At 73.6% G+C, this 15,424-nt stretch carries 14 protein-coding genes and 1 pseudogene; 3 read left to right on the top strand and 12 right to left on the bottom strand.

The features are described from left to right. The first annotated feature begins 63 nt into the window (after positions 1 to 63). Positions 64 to 1,707 (top strand): PucR family transcriptional regulator, encoded by a 1,644-nt coding sequence (locus tag ABZ725_RS33425; RefSeq protein ID WP_358806238.1) that lies wholly within the window; start codon positions 64 to 66, stop codon positions 1,705 to 1,707. Between the two features lie 15 nt (positions 1,708 to 1,722). Here the strand turns inward: ABZ725_RS33425 and ABZ725_RS33420 are convergent, their stop codons facing one another. From ABZ725_RS33420 to ABZ725_RS33395, 6 genes and pseudogenes are all read right to left on the bottom strand, one after another. Beyond that, positions 1,723 to 2,850 carry a glycosyltransferase family 4 protein gene (locus tag ABZ725_RS33420; RefSeq protein WP_358806237.1) on the bottom strand — a complete coding sequence of 376 codons (1,128 nt, stop codon included), beginning with the start codon at positions 2,848 to 2,850 and terminating at the stop codon, positions 1,723 to 1,725. 284 nt (positions 2,851 to 3,134) lie between these two features. After that, positions 3,135 to 3,784 (bottom strand): annotated as a pseudogene (locus ABZ725_RS33415) (hypothetical protein). A 16-nt stretch (positions 3,785 to 3,800) separates the two neighbouring features. Further along, entirely contained in the window at positions 3,801 to 5,519 is a 1,719-nt protein-coding gene (gene recN / locus ABZ725_RS33410) for a DNA repair protein RecN (protein ID WP_358806417.1), read from the bottom strand. A 148-nt stretch (positions 5,520 to 5,667) separates the two neighbouring features. Further along, positions 5,668 to 6,573, bottom strand: coding sequence for an NAD kinase (locus ABZ725_RS33405; protein WP_358806236.1), 906 nt, complete (start codon positions 6,571 to 6,573; stop codon positions 5,668 to 5,670). Next, entirely contained in the window at positions 6,570 to 7,385 is an 816-nt protein-coding gene (locus tag ABZ725_RS33400) for a TlyA family RNA methyltransferase (RefSeq protein ID WP_358806235.1), read from the bottom strand. The genes ABZ725_RS33405 and ABZ725_RS33400 overlap by 4 nt, the downstream gene beginning before the upstream one ends. 7 nt (positions 7,386 to 7,392) lie before the next feature. Continuing rightward, positions 7,393 to 7,689 (bottom strand): hypothetical protein, encoded by a 297-nt coding sequence (locus ABZ725_RS33395; RefSeq protein WP_358806234.1) that lies wholly within the window; start codon positions 7,687 to 7,689, stop codon positions 7,393 to 7,395. 42 nt (positions 7,690 to 7,731) lie between these two features. Here ABZ725_RS33395 and ABZ725_RS33390 point away from each other — a divergent pair, with 42 nt between their 5' ends. Then, entirely contained in the window at positions 7,732 to 8,079 is a 348-nt protein-coding gene (locus ABZ725_RS33390) for an SCP2 sterol-binding domain-containing protein (RefSeq protein ID WP_351915297.1), read from the top strand. On the opposite strand, the gene ABZ725_RS33385 is transcribed toward ABZ725_RS33390, so the two are convergent. From ABZ725_RS33385 to ABZ725_RS33370, 4 genes are all read right to left on the bottom strand, one after another. Continuing rightward, a complete protein-coding gene (locus ABZ725_RS33385; RefSeq protein WP_358806233.1) occupies positions 8,063 to 8,929 on the bottom strand; it encodes an ABC transporter ATP-binding protein in 867 nt (288 codons plus the stop codon). The two genes, ABZ725_RS33390 and ABZ725_RS33385, sit on opposite strands and share 17 nt — an antisense overlap. Then, a complete protein-coding gene (locus ABZ725_RS33380; RefSeq protein WP_358806232.1) occupies positions 8,926 to 9,987 on the bottom strand; it encodes an iron chelate uptake ABC transporter family permease subunit in 1,062 nt (353 codons plus the stop codon). The genes ABZ725_RS33385 and ABZ725_RS33380 overlap by 4 nt, the downstream gene beginning before the upstream one ends. Continuing rightward, positions 9,984 to 11,027: an iron chelate uptake ABC transporter family permease subunit gene (locus ABZ725_RS33375; RefSeq protein ID WP_358806231.1), complete on the bottom strand. Its 1,044-nt coding sequence runs from the start codon at positions 11,025 to 11,027 to the stop codon at positions 9,984 to 9,986. Before ABZ725_RS33375 ends, ABZ725_RS33380 begins: the two co-directional genes overlap by 4 nt. A 106-nt stretch (positions 11,028 to 11,133) precedes the next feature. After that, positions 11,134 to 12,162: an HAD hydrolase-like protein gene (locus tag ABZ725_RS33370; protein ID WP_358806230.1), complete on the bottom strand. Its 1,029-nt coding sequence runs from the start codon at positions 12,160 to 12,162 to the stop codon at positions 11,134 to 11,136. 94 nt (positions 12,163 to 12,256) lie between these two features. Here ABZ725_RS33370 and ABZ725_RS33365 point away from each other — a divergent pair, with 94 nt between their 5' ends. Beyond that, positions 12,257 to 13,540 carry a DUF1015 domain-containing protein gene (locus tag ABZ725_RS33365; RefSeq protein ID WP_358806229.1) on the top strand — a complete coding sequence of 428 codons (1,284 nt, stop codon included), beginning with the start codon at positions 12,257 to 12,259 and terminating at the stop codon, positions 13,538 to 13,540. 50 nt (positions 13,541 to 13,590) lie between these two features. Here ABZ725_RS33365 and ABZ725_RS33360 read toward each other — a convergent pair whose 3' ends face one another. Together ABZ725_RS33360 and ABZ725_RS33355 are read right to left on the bottom strand one after the other, a co-directional pair. After that, on the bottom strand, positions 13,591 to 14,376 hold the full coding sequence (locus ABZ725_RS33360; protein ID WP_358806416.1) for a tetratricopeptide repeat protein: 786 nt from the start codon (positions 14,374 to 14,376) through the stop codon (positions 13,591 to 13,593). Continuing rightward, complete coding sequence (locus tag ABZ725_RS33355) at positions 14,268 to 15,329, bottom strand: hypothetical protein (RefSeq protein WP_358806228.1); 1,062 nt, start codon at positions 15,327 to 15,329, stop codon at positions 14,268 to 14,270. Before ABZ725_RS33355 ends, ABZ725_RS33360 begins: the two co-directional genes overlap by 109 nt. Positions 15,330 to 15,424: the final 95 nt, after the last annotated feature.

Genomic DNA, 15,424 nt, shown 5'->3' with positions numbered 1-15,424 from the left:
CGTCGGCCGTCCGATCCGGTGCGGGGATGCTGCCGGAACGTCTCCGCAGGTAGCGTCCGCTGCATGGACAGCCGTACGGACCATGGATTCGACAGCCAGAGCGCCGGCATCACGGTGCAGCGCGCGCTGGAGCTGCCCGGACTGCGCAGCGGGCTCCCCGAGGTCCTCGCGGGCGGCGACCGGCTGGACCGCACGGTGCGCTGGGTGCACGCGGGCGAGGTCCCGCACATCGCCTCCCTGCTCAAGGGCGGCGAGCTGCTGCTGACCACGGGCTACGGCCTCGGCACCCGCCCGGCCGAGCAGCGGGCGTTCGTGCGCACCCTGGCCGAGCGGGGCATCGCGGCCCTGGTGATCGAACTGGGCCCGCGTTTCACCCGGCTGCCCGCGTCCCTGGTCGAGACGGCGCGCACGACCGGGCTCCCGCTCGTCCAACTGCACCGCGAGGTGCCGTTCGTGGCGGTCACGGAGGAGGTCCACACCGAGATCGTCAACGGCCACTACGCGCTGCTGCAGCAGGCGGAGGAGGTGCACCGGCGCTGCACCGAGGCCCTGCTCGGCGGGGGCGGGATCCCGCAGGTGCTGGGCATCCTGGCCGACTTCAGCGACAACCCGGTGTTCCTGGAGACGGCCGACGGCCAGCTCCTGTACGCGGCCGGGGCCGGTCCGGAGGGAACGGATCCGCTTCAGGTGTGGGAGGGGCTGCGCGGCCCGCACAAGGACGCGCCGCCGCCCGCCGGTTCGGTGCTGGTGAACGTGCCCGGGGGCGGGCCGGGGGCGGGTTCGGTACGCGCCCGGCTCGTGCTGCTGCCCGTGCGCGCCCCGCTCGCACCCGTGCACCGGATCGCCGCCGAGCGGACGGCCGGGATCCTCGCCGTGGTGCTGATGCAGGCCCGCCAGGAGGAGGAGCTCGCGGCCCGCGGGCGGGGCGACTTCCTGACCGACCTCGCCGAGGGCCGGATCGCCGCCCAGGACGCTCCGGCGCAGGCGCGGGTCCTCGGCTTCCGGCCCGGCGCGGGCCCGCTGCTCCCGGTCGTCATGCGGCTGGCGGACGGCATCTCCGCCGGCGGGGGCTGGGCGGTGCTGGCCCGGGCGGTCGCGGAGGAGCTGGCGTCGGTGGGCATGCCGGTGCTGCTGGGCGTGCGGCCGGTGGAGGGCCGGGTGCCGGTGCTGCTGGGGCTGCGCTCGGAGTCGGAGCGGTCGGCGGTCGCGGACCGGGTCGCGGCCGCGCTGCGGGCCGGGGTGGAGCGGGCCGGGATGCAGCGGCCGGGCGCGCAGCCGCCGCTGGTGGTCGTCGGGGTCGCGGGCGGCTGGGCGGCCGCCTCGGCGGGCCTCAGACACGCGGCGGAGACGGCGACCGCCGCCCAGGGCCTGCCGGACCGCCCCTGGTACGACGCCCGCCGTCTGGACATCGACCTGCTGCTGTGGCGGCTGCGCGAACACCCCGATCTGGCGGCCTTCGTGGACCGCGCGATCGGCCCGGTCCGCGACCACGACCACCGCTCCAAACCGCCCCTGCTGCCCACCCTGGAGACCTATCTGGCGCATGCCGGCCGCAAGGCGGAGACCGCCCGCGAACTGCATCTCAACCGCCAGACGCTGTACAACCGCCTCGCCCGCATCGGCGAGTTGCTCGGCACGGATCTCGACGACCCGCAGACGGTCCTGGCGTTGAGCCTGGCCCTCCGCGCGCGCCGACACGTACCGTGATCGGCCCCCGTCGGCTCAGCTCATCGGCCGGGGCCGGGTCAGCTCGTCGTAGACGCTGAGCACCTGGGCGACCGTCTCGTCCTCGGTGGGCCAGGTGGCCGCCTGCCGGGTGCCCAGGTCCCGCAGCAGCTCGGACCGTTCGGGATCGCCGAGCAGTCGTTCGACGGCGGCGGCGAAGGCCTCCGCGTCGTCCGGCGGCACCAGTTCGGCCGCGTCCCCGACGAGTTCGCGGATGCCGCCCGCCAGCGCCGCGACGAGCGGCACCCGCGCGTGCAGGGCCTCCTGTGCGAGGACCGAGCGGGACTCCCCGCCGCCGGGCAGGAGCGCGAGGTCGGCGGCGGTGAGCAGATCGCCCACGTCGTCCCGCCGCCCGACGAGCCGGACCGGCAGCTCCTCGTCCTCGATACGGCGCTGCAGCTCCGCCCGCTGCGGCCCCTCCCCCGCGATCACGACCAGGGGCGCGGGGTCCAGTCGTCGCCACGCGCGCGAGGCGTCCAGCAGCAGGTCGTAGCCGCGGTGGCGGTCCAGGGAGCCGACCGCCATGAGCAACGGGCGGCCGATGGCGCCGAGTTCGGCCCGCATCTTCGGGGGCGGCAGCTCGGACTCCTCGGTCCCCTCGCCGCGGCCGGGCCCGGGCAGCGCCACGGCGGCGAGCCGCGCGTCGCGGGCGCCCGTCCGGCGGGCCCGGTCGACCAGGTCGGAGGTGGTGCCGAGGACCACGGCGGCCGTCCGCGCGACCCGCCGCTCAAGGAGCCGCAGCAGATGGGCGCGGGCGCCCTCGGCGTGCGCCCGGTTGTGCCAGGTGACGACGAGCGGGGTGCGTCGGCCGCTGAGCGCGAGGACGGCCCGGAAGGAGGCGTGCAGCCCGTGCGCGTGGACGAGGTCGGCGTCCGTGCAGGCCGCCCGGAGCGCCGCCACGGACCCCGGGTCGCTGCTGCGCGGCACGTGCACGTGGTCGGCTCCGGCCCCCGTGAAGTCGTAGGCGTGATCGGCCTCGGCAGGGGCGCATACCGTCACCCGTACGCCCCGAGCGACCAGCCCCGAGGCCAGGGAGCGCACGTGCGCGCTGCTGCCGGCGTTGCCGCCGCCCAGCACCTGCACGGTGCGCAGCGACGACTGGCCGTGCGGTGAGTGGCTGCTCACGTGGCCGGGGCTCCTGGTTCGGCGTCGGACGGTCACGAAGAAACGTACAGAGGGGACCGTGCGGAGGGGTGGACCGCTGACGTTCCTCCACGTACTACGCCCAAGGATGCCAGCACGTACGGGTGTTCCGTGCCGCCCAGCGCCCGGCCACCCGGCGACAGACCCCCCTGCATCACCCACACGGGTGAAGGAAGCCAGGGTTCCGTTCGAATACCCGAGCCTCGAAGACCCGGCTCTCGACCGCCGGCTCCAGAAGACCCGGCTCTCGTCTGCCCGAGTCTCGACTACCCGAGCGCGGACCTCGCCGCCGCGCTCACCTTCTCCCCGCACACCGCCGCGGCCGCGACGGCGACGGCATGCGCGACCAGCCCCGTGCGCCCGTTGCCGGCCACTGCCGCCGCCCCGAGCAACGCGCCCAGCGCATGCGCCCCGCTGTCGCCGAGCATCTCCCGCCCACCGAGATCCGCAGGCAACACGGCGACGGCGATCCCGACCGCCCCGGCGAGCGCCTTGTCCAGGGGCCGCTCCTTCAGCAGCGCCCCGCCGTCGGCCCGGCCGCCGAGATCCCGAAGAGCTTCACCGCACCGCTCGTGACCTCGCCCTGGCGCAACGCGCCCAGATGCGCCCGGAAGCCCCACCGGGGATCCCCGACGCCGACGACGTCGTCGTACGCCCCGCAGGCGCCCGCGGCCGCCACGGCGAGTGCGGCGGCCGGAGCCGCCCGCCCGGCCGTGGCCGCGGCGCCCAGCGCGGCGGCCGGGCCGGGATACAACCCGACCGTCCGCCCCGGATGGTTCTCGCGCTCCCAGCGCAGCCGCCCGCCGGGCGCCGAGGCCCGCAGAGCCGCCGTCGCCGCCCGTGTCACGGCTGCCGCCGGCGCGAAGCCCGCGCCACGGCCCCCGCCCGCCGACTCCTCAACGCCCGTCCGAGCCATCCCCGCCGTGCCTGCGCTATCCGTCCGCGCGAGCCGTGGCCAGCAGCTCCTCCGCGTGCGCCCGGGCCGTCTCGGAGTCCTCCTGGCCCGCGAGCATCCGGGACAGCTCCCGGATCCGCTCCTCGCCCTCCAGGACCTTCACGCCGGACCGGGTCACCGACCCGTCGTTGGTCTTCTCCACCAGCAGCTGCCGGTCGGCGAAGGCGGCGACCTGCGGAAGGTGGGTGACGACCACGACCTGCGCGCTCTTCGCGAGCTTCGCGAGCCGCCGCCCGATCTCGACGGCCGCCTTGCCGCCCACGCCGGCGTCGACCTCGTCGAAGAGGTACGTCGGCACGGGATCCGTCCCCGCGAACACCACCTCGACGGCGAGCATCACGCGCGAGAGCTCACCGCCGGACGCGCCCTTGGCGATGGGCCGCGGCGGCGCGCCCGGGTGCGGGGCGAGCAGCAGCTCGACCTCGTCCACGCCGGCCGGCCCGTAGGCGACCGGACGCCCGCCCACCTCGACGCCCTCCGGGTCCTCGGTCTGCCGGATGTCGAACGACACGCGCGCGTGCGGCATCGCCAGGGAGGCCAGTTCGGCGGTCACGGCGGCGGCGAACCGCGCGGCCGCCTCGGTGCGCGCGTCCGTCAGCGCCTGCGCCAGCCCGCCGAGTTCGGTGCGCAGCGCGTCGCGTTCGGCGGTCAGCTCGTCGATGCGCTCGTCGTCGCCGTCCAGTTCGGTGAGCCGGGCGGCGCTCTGCTCGGCCCAGGCGAGGACGGAGTTCACGTCCTGGCCGTACTTACGGGTGAGCGCGGTGAGCGCGGCCCGCCGCTCCTCGACGGCCGACAGCCGCAGCGGATCGGCGTCGAGGTCGTCGGCGTACCCGGCGAGCTCACCGGCCACATCGCCCAGCAGGATCCCGATCTCCCCGAGCCGGTCGGCGAGCGCGGCCAGCGCCGGATCGTGCGACCTGACGGCCTCCAGGGCCCGCTGCGCGCCCGCGACGAGCGTGGCGGCGTCGATGCCCTCGGGATCCTCCGGATTGCCGGCCAGAGCGGCGTGCCCGGCCGTCGCGGCGGACGACAGCGCCTCCGCGTGCCCGAGCCGCTCGGCCTCCTCCGCCAGCTCCACGTCCTCCCCGGCACGCGGTTCGACGCCGGCGATCTCGTCGAGCCCGAAGCGCAGCATGTCGGCCTCCTGGGCCCGCTCACGCGCGCGTGTGACGATCTCCTCCAGCTCGACGGCCACGGCCCGCAGCCGCCGGTAGGCCTCGGTGTACTTGGCGAGCGGCACGGTCACCGCGTCGCCCGCGTACCGGTCGAGCGCCTGCCGCTGCCGGGACTGCTTCAGCAGCCCCTGCTGGTCGGTCTGCCCGTGCACCGCCACCAGCTCGTCGGCGAGCTCGGCGAGCACGCCCATGGGCACGCTCCGCCCGCCCACGTGCGCCCGTGACCGCCCCTCGGCGGAAACGGTACGGCTGATGAGCAACGCCCCGTCGTCGAGCTCGGCCCCGGCCTCCTCGGCCCGGACGGCCACCGAGGCGCCCGCGGGCAGGCTGATGCGCCCCTCCACGACCGCCTTCTCGGCGCCGATCCGCACGAGCGCCGGGTCCGCACGCCCGCCCAGCAGCAGTCCGAGGCTGGTGACCACCATGGTCTTGCCGGCACCCGTCTCACCCGTGACGGCGGTGAAGCCGGGCGACAGCTCGATGACCGCGTCGTCGATGACTCCGAGCGACCGTATCCGCATCTCCTCCAACACGGACACGACCTTACGAGGTCGGGGGGCGGGAGTGCGACGCCCCCCGCCCCCACAGCGCGAACCAGCAGGTGGGCGAAAGCGGAGGGCCTTCACTTATCACCCACCCGAGTGCACTCGCCCCACCCGCGCAGGGCTGCTAGTGCCGCGCCCCGCGCCACCCCGAGATGGGCAGCGCGAACTTCGCCACCAAGCGGTCGGTGAAGGAGGCGTGGTGCAGGCGGGCCAGCCGCACCGGGACACTGCCCCGCCGCACCTCGACCCGGGCCCCCGGAGGCAGCTCGAAGGTCCGCCGCCCGTCGCACCACAGGACACCGGGCGGAATGTGGGGCAGCAGCTCCACGGCGAGCACCGAGTTCGGCGAGGTAACGAGCGGCTTCGCGAACAGCGCGTGCGCACTGATCGGCACCATCAGCAACGCCTCCACCTCGGGCCACACCACAGGCCCGCCGGCCGAGAACGCGTAGGCGGTGGACCCGGTCGGGGTCGACAGGACGATCCCGTCGCACCCGAAGCCGGTGACCGGCCGCCCGTCGATCTCCAGCACGACTTCCAGCAGCTTCTCGGCGCCCGCCTTCTGCACGGCCGCCTCGTTCAGCGCCCAGTCCGTGTGCACGATGTCCCCGTTGCGGTGCACGACGACATCGACGGTCATCCGCTCCTCGACCTCGTACGCCTTCGTCACCACCCGGTCGACGACCTTGTCGAGGTCGTCCCGCTCGGCCTCGGCGAGGAAGCCGACGCTCCCGAGGTTGACGCCGAGCATGGGCACCCCGGACGCCCGCGCGAACTCCGCGCCGCGCAGCAGCGTGCCGTCACCGCCCAGGACGATGAGCAGCTCACACCCCTCCAGGCACTGCGGGGTGGCCTCGGAGACCAGCTCCACCTCGTCCGGCAGCGGCAGATCAGCGGCCTCGTACTCCAGTACGCGCACCCCGATGCCCTCGCGCAGCAGCCCCTTGACCACCAGTTCGGCGCTGCGAATGGCCGCGGGCCGCCCGGTGTGGGCGAGCAGGAACACAGTACGAGCTTGGTTCAGACTCAACGCGGCCCCTCCGCAACTGCACGGTCGACATCGGCCGGGTCGAGGGCAGGCGCCCCCGCCCGGAGCCACAGAAAGTACTCGACATTGCCCGAAGGCCCGGGCAGCGGGCTGGCGGTGACACCCTTCACGCCGAGCCCCAGCTCCCACGCCTTCCCGGCCACGCCCCGCACGGCCTCCGCCCGCAGCTGCGGACTCCGTACGACACCTCCGCTGCCGAGCCGTTCCTTCCCCACCTCGAACTGCGGCTTGACCATCATCACCAGGTCCGCGTCCGGCCCGGTGCACCGGGCCAGGGCGGGCAGCACCAGCCCCAGCGGGATGAAGGACAAGTCCCCCACGACAAGATCCACAGGCTTCCCATCGATCGCTTCAAGCGTCAACTCGCGTACGTTCGTACGGTCCTTGACGGTGACGCGTTCATCGCTCTGCAGAGACCATGCGAGTTGTCCGTATCCGACGTCCACGGCGACCACGTGCACCGCGCCCGCCCGCAGCAGCACATCCGTGAAACCGCCGGTGGACGCGCCGGCGTCGAGCGCCCGCCGCCCCTCCACCACGAGCCCCTGCGGCACGAAGACCTCGAGCGCGCCGGCCAGCTTGTGGCCGCCACGGGACACGTAGTCGGGGTCGTCGTCATCGACGGAGACGACGATCGCGGCCGCCGTCTCCACCTGCGTGGCGGGCTTGGTCGCGACGGTCCTGCCGACGGAGACCCGCCCGGCGGCGATCAGCTGGCCCGCATGCTCGCGCGAGCGCGCGAGCTTCCGGCGGACCAGCTCCGCGTCCAGACGGCGACGTGCGACTCCTGCCACGTTCGGTTCAGCTCCTAGTGCCGTACGAGGTCGGGGGCGCCGGAGGTCCCGGGCGGGCGTCGAGCGCGGTGAGCGCGTCGCGCAGCCCCCGGTGTACATCCTCGTACACCTCGAGATGTCCGTCCGTGGCGAGGTGGTCCGCGTCGGCCAGCCGCTCCAGCTGCGCGTCCACCTCGGCGTTGCCGGTGGCGACGCGCGGGACGGCCACCGGGGCGGGAGCGGCGGGGTCGTGCTCCGGCTCCCGCGCCTCGGCCACGGCCTCCGTCCCGGTCCCCGTACCCGTCTGCGGCACTGTGTCGCTCATGCCCAGACGCTACCGCGAACCCCTGGGGTACCGTCGATCACGATGGCCACGATCGAGGAGTGCCGTGCCGCACTCGAGAAGCTCTCCGACAACATGCAGGGCGCCGAAGGCGACGTCCGGACGGCCGCTGCCCTGGACCGCTCGGTGAGCTGCCGGATCACCGACCTGGACGTCACGTTCGTCGGCCGTATGACAGGCGGCCGGATCGTGGTCCACGACACCCTCCAGGGGCCTCCCCGCGAGAAGGCCCAGATCAGGCTGACCATGACCGGCGACGACCTGGTCGCGCTGGTCGCCGGCGAGCTGAACTTCGCGAAGGCGTGGGGCTCGGGGCGGGTGAAGCTGGAGGCCGGCCTCAGGGACCTGTTCCAGCTCAGGAAGCTTCTTTAGCGACCACGCGCGCGCGTGCCTTGCGCGCCGCGGGCACCACCAGCGGCGTCCCCGTCTCCGGGTCGTCGATGACCTGGCAGCGCAGCCCGAAGACCTCCTCCACCAGCCCGGCCGTGACGACGTCCGCCGGCGCGCCCTGCGCGATGACCTCGCCGTCCTTCAGCGCGATCAGATGGGTGGCGTACCGCGCCGCGTGGTTGAGGTCGTGCAGCACGGCGACGAGCGTGCGCCCCTGCTCCTCGTGCAGCTCCGCGCACAGGTCCAGGACGTCGATCTGGTGCTGGATGTCGAGATACGTCGTCGGCTCGTCGAGCAGCAGCAGCGGGGTCTGCTGGGCGAGGGCCATCGCGATCCACACGCGCTGACGCTGGCCGCCGGACAGCTCGTCGACGAACCGGTCGGCGAGCTCGGCGACCCCGGTCTGCGCCATCGACTCCCCCACGACCCGCTCGTCCTCGGACGACCACTGCCGCAGGATCCCCTGGTGCGGGTACCGGCCACGGCCGACGAGGTCGGCGACGGTGATCCCCTCGGGCGCGATGGACGACTGCGGCAGCAGCCCCAGCGTCCGCGCCACCTTCTTCGCGGGCATCGACTGGATGACCTGCCCGTCGAGCAGCACCCGGCCCTGGCTCGGCTTCAGCATCCGCGACAGCGCCCGCAGCAGCGTCGACTTGCCGCAGGCGTTCGGGCCGACGATCACGGTGAAGGAGTTGTCCGGTATCTCCACCGACAGCTGTTCGGCTATGACCCGCTGGTCATAGGCGAGGGTGACGTTCTCGGCGGACAGGCGGTTCACGGTGCTCCTCTTGGTGTTCGGCCCATTGCTTGCAGGGGTGGCGCGGCTCATATCCGTCCCGCCTTGCGCTCGGTGACCAGCAGCCACAGCAGGTAGACCCCGCCGAGCACACCGGTGACCACGCCCACGGGCAGCTGTCCGTCGCCGAAGAGCCGCTGCGAGCCCCAGTCGGCGATGACCAGCAGGGCGGCGCCCATGCACAGGGACGGCACGAGATTCGGCCCGGGCGACCGGGTCAGCCGCCGGGCGAGCTGCGGCGCGGTGAGCGCCGCGAAGCTGACGGGGCCCGCCGCGGCGGTCGCGGCCGCGGTGAGCAGCACGGCGGCGACCATCAGCACCAGCCGTACGCGCTCCACCCGCACCCCCAGCGCGTGGGAGACGTCGTCGCCCATCTCCATCATCCGCAGCCCGCGCGCGTTGGCGAGGACGAGCGGCACGAGTACGCAGGCCAGGGCGAGCAGCGGCCAGACCTGCTTCCAGTCCCGTCCGTCGAGGGTGCCGGTCATCCACACGACCGCACGGGCCGCGTCCACGAAGTCCGCCTTGGTCATCAGGTAGCCGTTGACGGCCGTGGCGACGGCCGAGACGCCGATGCCGACGAGCACCAGCCGGTACCCGTGCACCCCCCGCTTCCACGCCAGCAGGTAGATGAGGGCCCCGGTCACCAGGCCGCCCACCAGTGCGCCGACGGTCACCTGGGCGGCGCTCCCGGAGAACAGCACGATCATCACGAGCGCGCCGGCCGTCGCGCCCTGCCCGAGCCCCAGCACGTCCGGACTGCCCAGCGGGTTGCGCGACACGGCCTGGAACAGCGCCCCGCCGAGTCCCAGCGACGCGCCGACGAGCAGCCCCACGAGGACCCGCGGCAGCCGCAGTTCGTTGACGATGAACTCCTGCCCGGCGTTGCCGTCGCCGAGCAGTGTCTTGACGACGTCGCCGGCCGGGATCGGGAAGTCGCCGGTGCCGATCAGCACGACGCTCGCGGCGAGCGCGGCGAGGATCAGCAGCAGGACGACGATCAGCGCCCGCGGTTCCAGCCGGACGGACAGCCCGCCCCGGGTACGCACCGCACGAGGGGACTTCCGGCCGGTCTTCTGTGCGATCTTCACAGCTGGGCCGTCCTCCGCCGTCGTACGAGAAAGATGAAGACCGGGCCGCCGATGATCGCGGTGATGATGCCGACCTGGACCTCGGAGGGCCGGGCGACGACCCGGCCGATGACGTCGGAGCCGAGCAGCAGCACCGGCGACAGGACGGCCGCGTACGGCATGATCCAGCGCAGGTCGGGGCCGGTGAACGAGCGCACGACGTGCGGGACCATCAGCCCGACGAACACGATCGGCCCGCAGGCGGCGGTCGCCGCGCCGCACAGCACGGTCGCGGCGAGCATCGACAGCGCCCGGGTCCGGTTGAGGTTCGCGCCGAGCGCCTTGGCCGTGTCGTCGCCCATGGCCACGGCGTTCAGCGGCCGGGCGAGGACGAACGCGAGGAGCGTGCCGACCGCCAGGAAGGGCAGCACCTGCCAGATGGTCTCGTCGGTCGCCGTCGACAGCGAGCCCACCGTCCAGAAACGCATCCTGGAGAGCGCCGCGTCATCCATGATCATCACGGCCTGGAGGTAGCCGTAGAGCGCGGCGCTGATCGCGGTGCCGGCGAGCGCGAGCCGCACCGGCGTGGCCCCCCGGCTGCCGCCGAGGAACCAGACCAGCGCGCCGACGGCGGCCGCCCCGAAGAAGGCGAACCACACATAGCCGGTCAGGCTCGTGACGCCGAAGTAGGTGATGGCGGTGACGACGGCGGCCGAGGCGCCCGCGTTGATGCCGAGCAGCCCGGGGTCGGCCAGCGGATTGCGCGTCAGCGCCTGCAGCACTGCCCCCGACAGGCCCAGCGCGGCGCCGACGAGCAGTCCGAGCACGGTCCGCGACAGCCGCTCGTCGACGACGACGTCCGCGTACGTCCCGGAGTCCTCGAACAGCCCGTGCCAGACCTGCGCGGCGGACAGCTCCTTGGCCCCGATGGCGATGCTCGCCACCGCCACCACCAGCAGGATCGCCAGGGCGGCGAGCAACCCGACGGAACGCAACGCCCATCGGTTCGGGGGCGCGGAGGCGCTCTCCGCGCGCTGTTCGGGAACACTGTCGACCAACACGCAGTTAGGTTAGCCTACCCTCCATTCCGCTCGATCCCTGGTCACGACCGTTGCCGGTCCAGCCGGTCCAGCCGGTCCACAGGTTCAGGGCGACAGGAACCCCTCGTCACAGCCCCAGCCGCGCCAGCGCCTTCCCCCCGTCCAGCCCGCAGGCCCCGTCCCCCGCCGCCGTCCAGGCCGCCGCGCACAACGCCCGCAGCCCGTCCAGAGCCTCGCCGTCCCCGGCCAGCTCCAGAGCCTCCGCCCCCGCACTCGCCGTCCACCCGCCGCAGCGGAACTCATCGCCCTCCGCGACGACTTCCGGCTGCCCGGTCAGCAGCCCGCGCAGATCGTTGTCGACATACGTCGGCCGGTGCTGCGGCGGCGCGGCCAGCAGCTGCGCGCCGTCGGTGACACCGGTGAGGACGAGCAGCGAGTCGACCTCACCGTTGAACGCGCCCTCGATGTCCGTGTCCAGCCGGTCCCCGACGACCAACGGCCGCTCGGCGCCCGTCCGCAGGATCGTCTCCCGGTGCATCGGCGGCAGCGGCTTGCCCGCGACCTGCGGCTCGGCCCCGGTCGCGATCCGCACGACCTCCACCGCAGCCCCGTTGCCCGGCGCGATGCCCCGCCCGCTGGGAATCGTCAGATCCGTGTTGGACGCGAACCACGGCACCCCGCGCGCAACGGCGTAGGACGCCTCCGCGAACCGCCCCCACGGCAGATCCGGACCGCCGAACCCCTGGACCACCGCCGCCGGATCGTCGTCCGCCGACTCCACCGGCACGAGCCCCCGCTCCCGCAGCGCGACCCGCAGCCCCTCCCCGCCGATCACCAGCACCCGGGCCCCCGCCGGCACCTGCTCACTGATCAGCCGCGCCACGGCCTGCGCCGAGGTGATGACGTCCTCGGCCCCGGTCGGTATCCCCAGCTCGGTGAGATGTCCGGCGACCGTGTCGGGCGTCCGCAGCGCGTTGTTGGTGACATATGCGAGACGCATTCCGCCGGCCCGCGCGACGGCCAGCGACTCGACCGCGTGAACGATCGCGTTCCCGCCCGCATACACCACCCCGTCCAGATCGAGCAGCGCCGTGTCGTACGCCTCGCTCAGGGCCTGCCCACTGCCCTCGGGCCTCGTCCTGACGCTCCGGCTCATTGCACATCGCTCCTCGTTCGCTCCGCTTTCCCCCGATCATCCCGCATGCCACCGACAGAGGTACGCCCACATGTCCGCCCCGTACGATGCCGGGATGAACACTGCAGGTCACTCGGAAGCAACGGCGCCCCGAGGCCTGGAACTCACCCCGTTCCGAGGCCTGCGCTACGACCCCGACCGGGTCGGAAGCCTCGCCGCCGTCACCTCGCCGCCGTACGACGTCGTCGTACGCCCCGACGGCCTGCACCACCTCCAGGACGCGGACCCGTACAACATCGTCCGGCTGATCCTCCCGCAGGCGACCACCCCCAGCGCCCGCACCGAACAGGCCGCCGACACCCTGCAACGCTGGCTGTCCGAGGGCGTCCTGACGGCCGACCCCGAGCCCGCCCTGTACGTCTACGAGCAGCGGCACGCCGACGGCATGCTCCAGCGCGGCCTCATCGGCGCCCTACGGGTCTCGGAGCCGTCGGAGGGGATCGTCCTCCCCCACGAGGACGTCATGCCGCACGTCGTCGCGGACCGTGCGGCCCTGATGCGCGCCACGTACGCGAACCTCGAACCCCTCCTCCTCACCTACCGGGGCAACGGCGCCACGGCGGAGATCGTGGACCGCACCGCCGACCGGCCCCCGCTGCTCTCCACCACCACGGAGGACGGCTACAGCCACCGCCTCTGGGCGATCACCGACCCCGCCGACACGGCCCGCGTCCAGGAGGACCTCGCCCACCACCAGGCCCTCATCGCCGACGGCCACCACCGCTGGGCGACCTACCTCCGCCTCCAGGCGGAGCACCCCTCCCCCAGCCCCTGGGACCACGGCCTGGTCCTCCTGGTCGACACCGTCCGCTACCCCCTGCGCGTCCGGGCCATCCACCGTCTCCTGCACGGCCTGCCCGTCGCGGACGCCCTGGCCGCGCTCGACGGCCGGTTCCGCGTCCAGCGCCTGGAGCTCCCCCTCCCCCAGGCCCTCGAAGCCCTCGCGGACGCCGCCCGCGCGGGCAACGCCTTCCTCCTGGCGGGCGACGGCGCCTTCCACCTCGTCGACCGCCCCGACCAGGCCCTCCTCGACCGCACCGTCCCCACCGACCGCCCTGACGCCTGGCGCACCCTGGACGCGACGGTCCTGCACGCCACCCTCCTCGACCACATCTGGCACATCCCCGAGGACGACCCCACCCGCATCGCCTACATCCACGACACGGCGGCGACGGTGCGCAAGGCCCAACGCGACGGCGGAACCGCGGTCCTGCTCCACCCCGTCCACGAGGACGTCGTCCGCGACCTCGCCCGACAGGGCGTCACCATGCCCCGCAAGTCGACGTCGTTCGGCCCGAAACCGGCCTCGGGCCTGGTCCTGCGCGCACTCGACGCCTGAACGCACGAAGGGGCGGGACCCGGTGAACCGGATCCCGCCCCTCACACAGATCAGTCCTCGTCGCGGTCGGCCTTCGCCTCAGCCGCGTCCTCGACCGTCTCCTCGACGTCGTCCGCCGCCTTCTCGACGACGGCCCCTTCGGCGTCGCTCTCGCTGTCGTCCAGAGCGTCGACGAAGTCCACCCCGTCCAGCTCGGCAAGCCGGTCGGAAGCGTCCGTGCTGCCGTCCCGGTCCGCCTCGACGGCCTTGGCGAACCACTCCCGCGCCTCGTCCTCACGCCCTGCGGCGAGCAGCGCGTCGGCGTACGCGTACCGCAGCCGCGCGGTCCACGGCTGGACGGAGCCGGCGGCCAGCTCGGGGCTCTGCAGCGTCACGATGGCCGCGTCCAGCTGCCCCATGTCGCGCCGGGCACCGGCCGCGACGAGCCGCATCTCGACCTGGCCGGCCTTGTCGAGCTTGTTCACCTCGGGCGCGCCGGCCATGTCCAGCGCCTTCTCCGGCCGCCCGAGCCCACGCTCGCAGTCGGCCATGACGGGCCACAGCTCCACGCCGCCGCTCATCCGCCGCGCAGCCCGGAACTCGGCGAGCGCCTCGCTGTACTTCTGGTTGGCGTACGCGGCGAACCCGGCCGCCTCACGCACGGCGGCGACACGCGAAGCCAGCCGCAGGGCCACCTTCGAGTACCCGTAGGCGCCCTCGGGGTCCTCGTCGATCAGCCGGGCGACCATCACCAGGTTCTTGGCGACGTCATCGGCAAGCGTCTTGGGCAGGCTCTGCAGCTCCTGCCGTACGTCCTTGTCGATCTCCTCGCCGGTGACGTCCTCGGGGATCGGCAGCCGCTTGATCGGCTCCCGGTCCCGGTCCCGCTCATCACGGAACCGCCCACCGCCACCACGCCGGTCGTCGCGCCGGTCGTCCCGACGGTCGTCGCGCCCGTCACGCCCACGGAAACCACCGGGCCGTGCACCACGGTCGTCCCGACGGGGCCCACGAGCATCCCGGTCGTCCCGACCACGGAAGCCCCCGCGCTCCCCGCGACTGTCATCCCGCCGCACGTAACCACCGGGGCCATCGCTCCGACGGTCGTCACGCCGGTCGTCACGCCGGTCGTCGCGGCGGAAGGGGGGACGCTCGTCGCGGCGGTCGTCGCGACGGAACGCGGGACGGTCACCACGGTCATCCCGACGCGGCCCACGATCGCCTTCACGACGATCGTCACGCTGGAACGCCGGACGCGACCCACGATCATCACGACGCGGACCAGCACCACGACTGTCATCACGACGGAAACCGCCACGGTCACCACGGTTGTCGTCACGCCGGTTGTCGTCACGCCGGTCATCACGACGGAAGCCACCACGATCACCACCGCGGTCACGGTCGTCGCGGCGATCGTCACGCCGAACGAAGCCACCACCACGGTTGTCGTCACGCCGGGGGAAACCGCCACCACGGTTGTCGTCACGCCGGTCATCTCGCCGGTCGTCACGGCGGTCGTCACGGCGGTCGTCACGACGGAAGGGGGGACGCTCGTCGCGGCGGTCGTCGCGCCGGAACGCGGGACGGTCACCACGGTCATCCCGACGCGGCCCACGATCGCCCTCACGACGATCGTCACGCTGGAACGCCGGACGCGACCCACGATCATCACGACGCGGACCACCACCACGACTGTCATCGCGACGGAAGCCACCACGGTCACCACGGTTGTCGTCACGCCGGTCGTCACGGCGGTCATCGCGGCGGTCGTCGCGGCGGAAGGGAGGACGCTCGTCGCGGCGGTCGTCACGCCGGAACGCGGGACGGTCACCACGGTCATCCCGACGCGGCCCACGATCGCCCTCACGACGATCGTCACGCTGGAACGCCGGACGCGACCCACGA

It is taken from the genome of Streptomyces sp. NPDC006872, assembly GCF_040635845.1.
Taxonomy (GTDB): domain Bacteria; phylum Actinomycetota; class Actinomycetes; order Streptomycetales; family Streptomycetaceae; genus Streptomyces.
Note: the sequence above shows the minus strand (reverse complement) of the source record. Positions and strands in the feature narration are given on the sequence as shown.

Bases quoted from the DNA above. Each gene is read 5' to 3' on its own strand.
- ABZ725_RS33365 (WP_358806229.1), top strand. From the start codon at position 12,257: ATGAACACTGCAGGTCACTCGGAAGCAACGGCGCCCCGAGGCCTGGAA.
- ABZ725_RS33395 (WP_358806234.1), bottom strand. From the start codon at position 7,689: ATGAGCGACACAGTGCCGCAGACGGGTACGGGGACCGGGACGGAGGCC.
- ABZ725_RS33425 (WP_358806238.1), top strand. From the start codon at position 64: ATGGACAGCCGTACGGACCATGGATTCGACAGCCAGAGCGCCGGCATC.
- ABZ725_RS33370 (WP_358806230.1), bottom strand. From the start codon at position 12,162: ATGAGCCGGAGCGTCAGGACGAGGCCCGAGGGCAGTGGGCAGGCCCTG.
- ABZ725_RS33385 (WP_358806233.1), bottom strand. From the start codon at position 8,929: ATGAGCCGCGCCACCCCTGCAAGCAATGGGCCGAACACCAAGAGGAGC.
- recN (WP_358806417.1), bottom strand. From the start codon at position 5,519: ATGCGGATACGGTCGCTCGGAGTCATCGACGACGCGGTCATCGAGCTG.
- ABZ725_RS33390 (WP_351915297.1), top strand. From the start codon at position 7,732: ATGGCCACGATCGAGGAGTGCCGTGCCGCACTCGAGAAGCTCTCCGAC.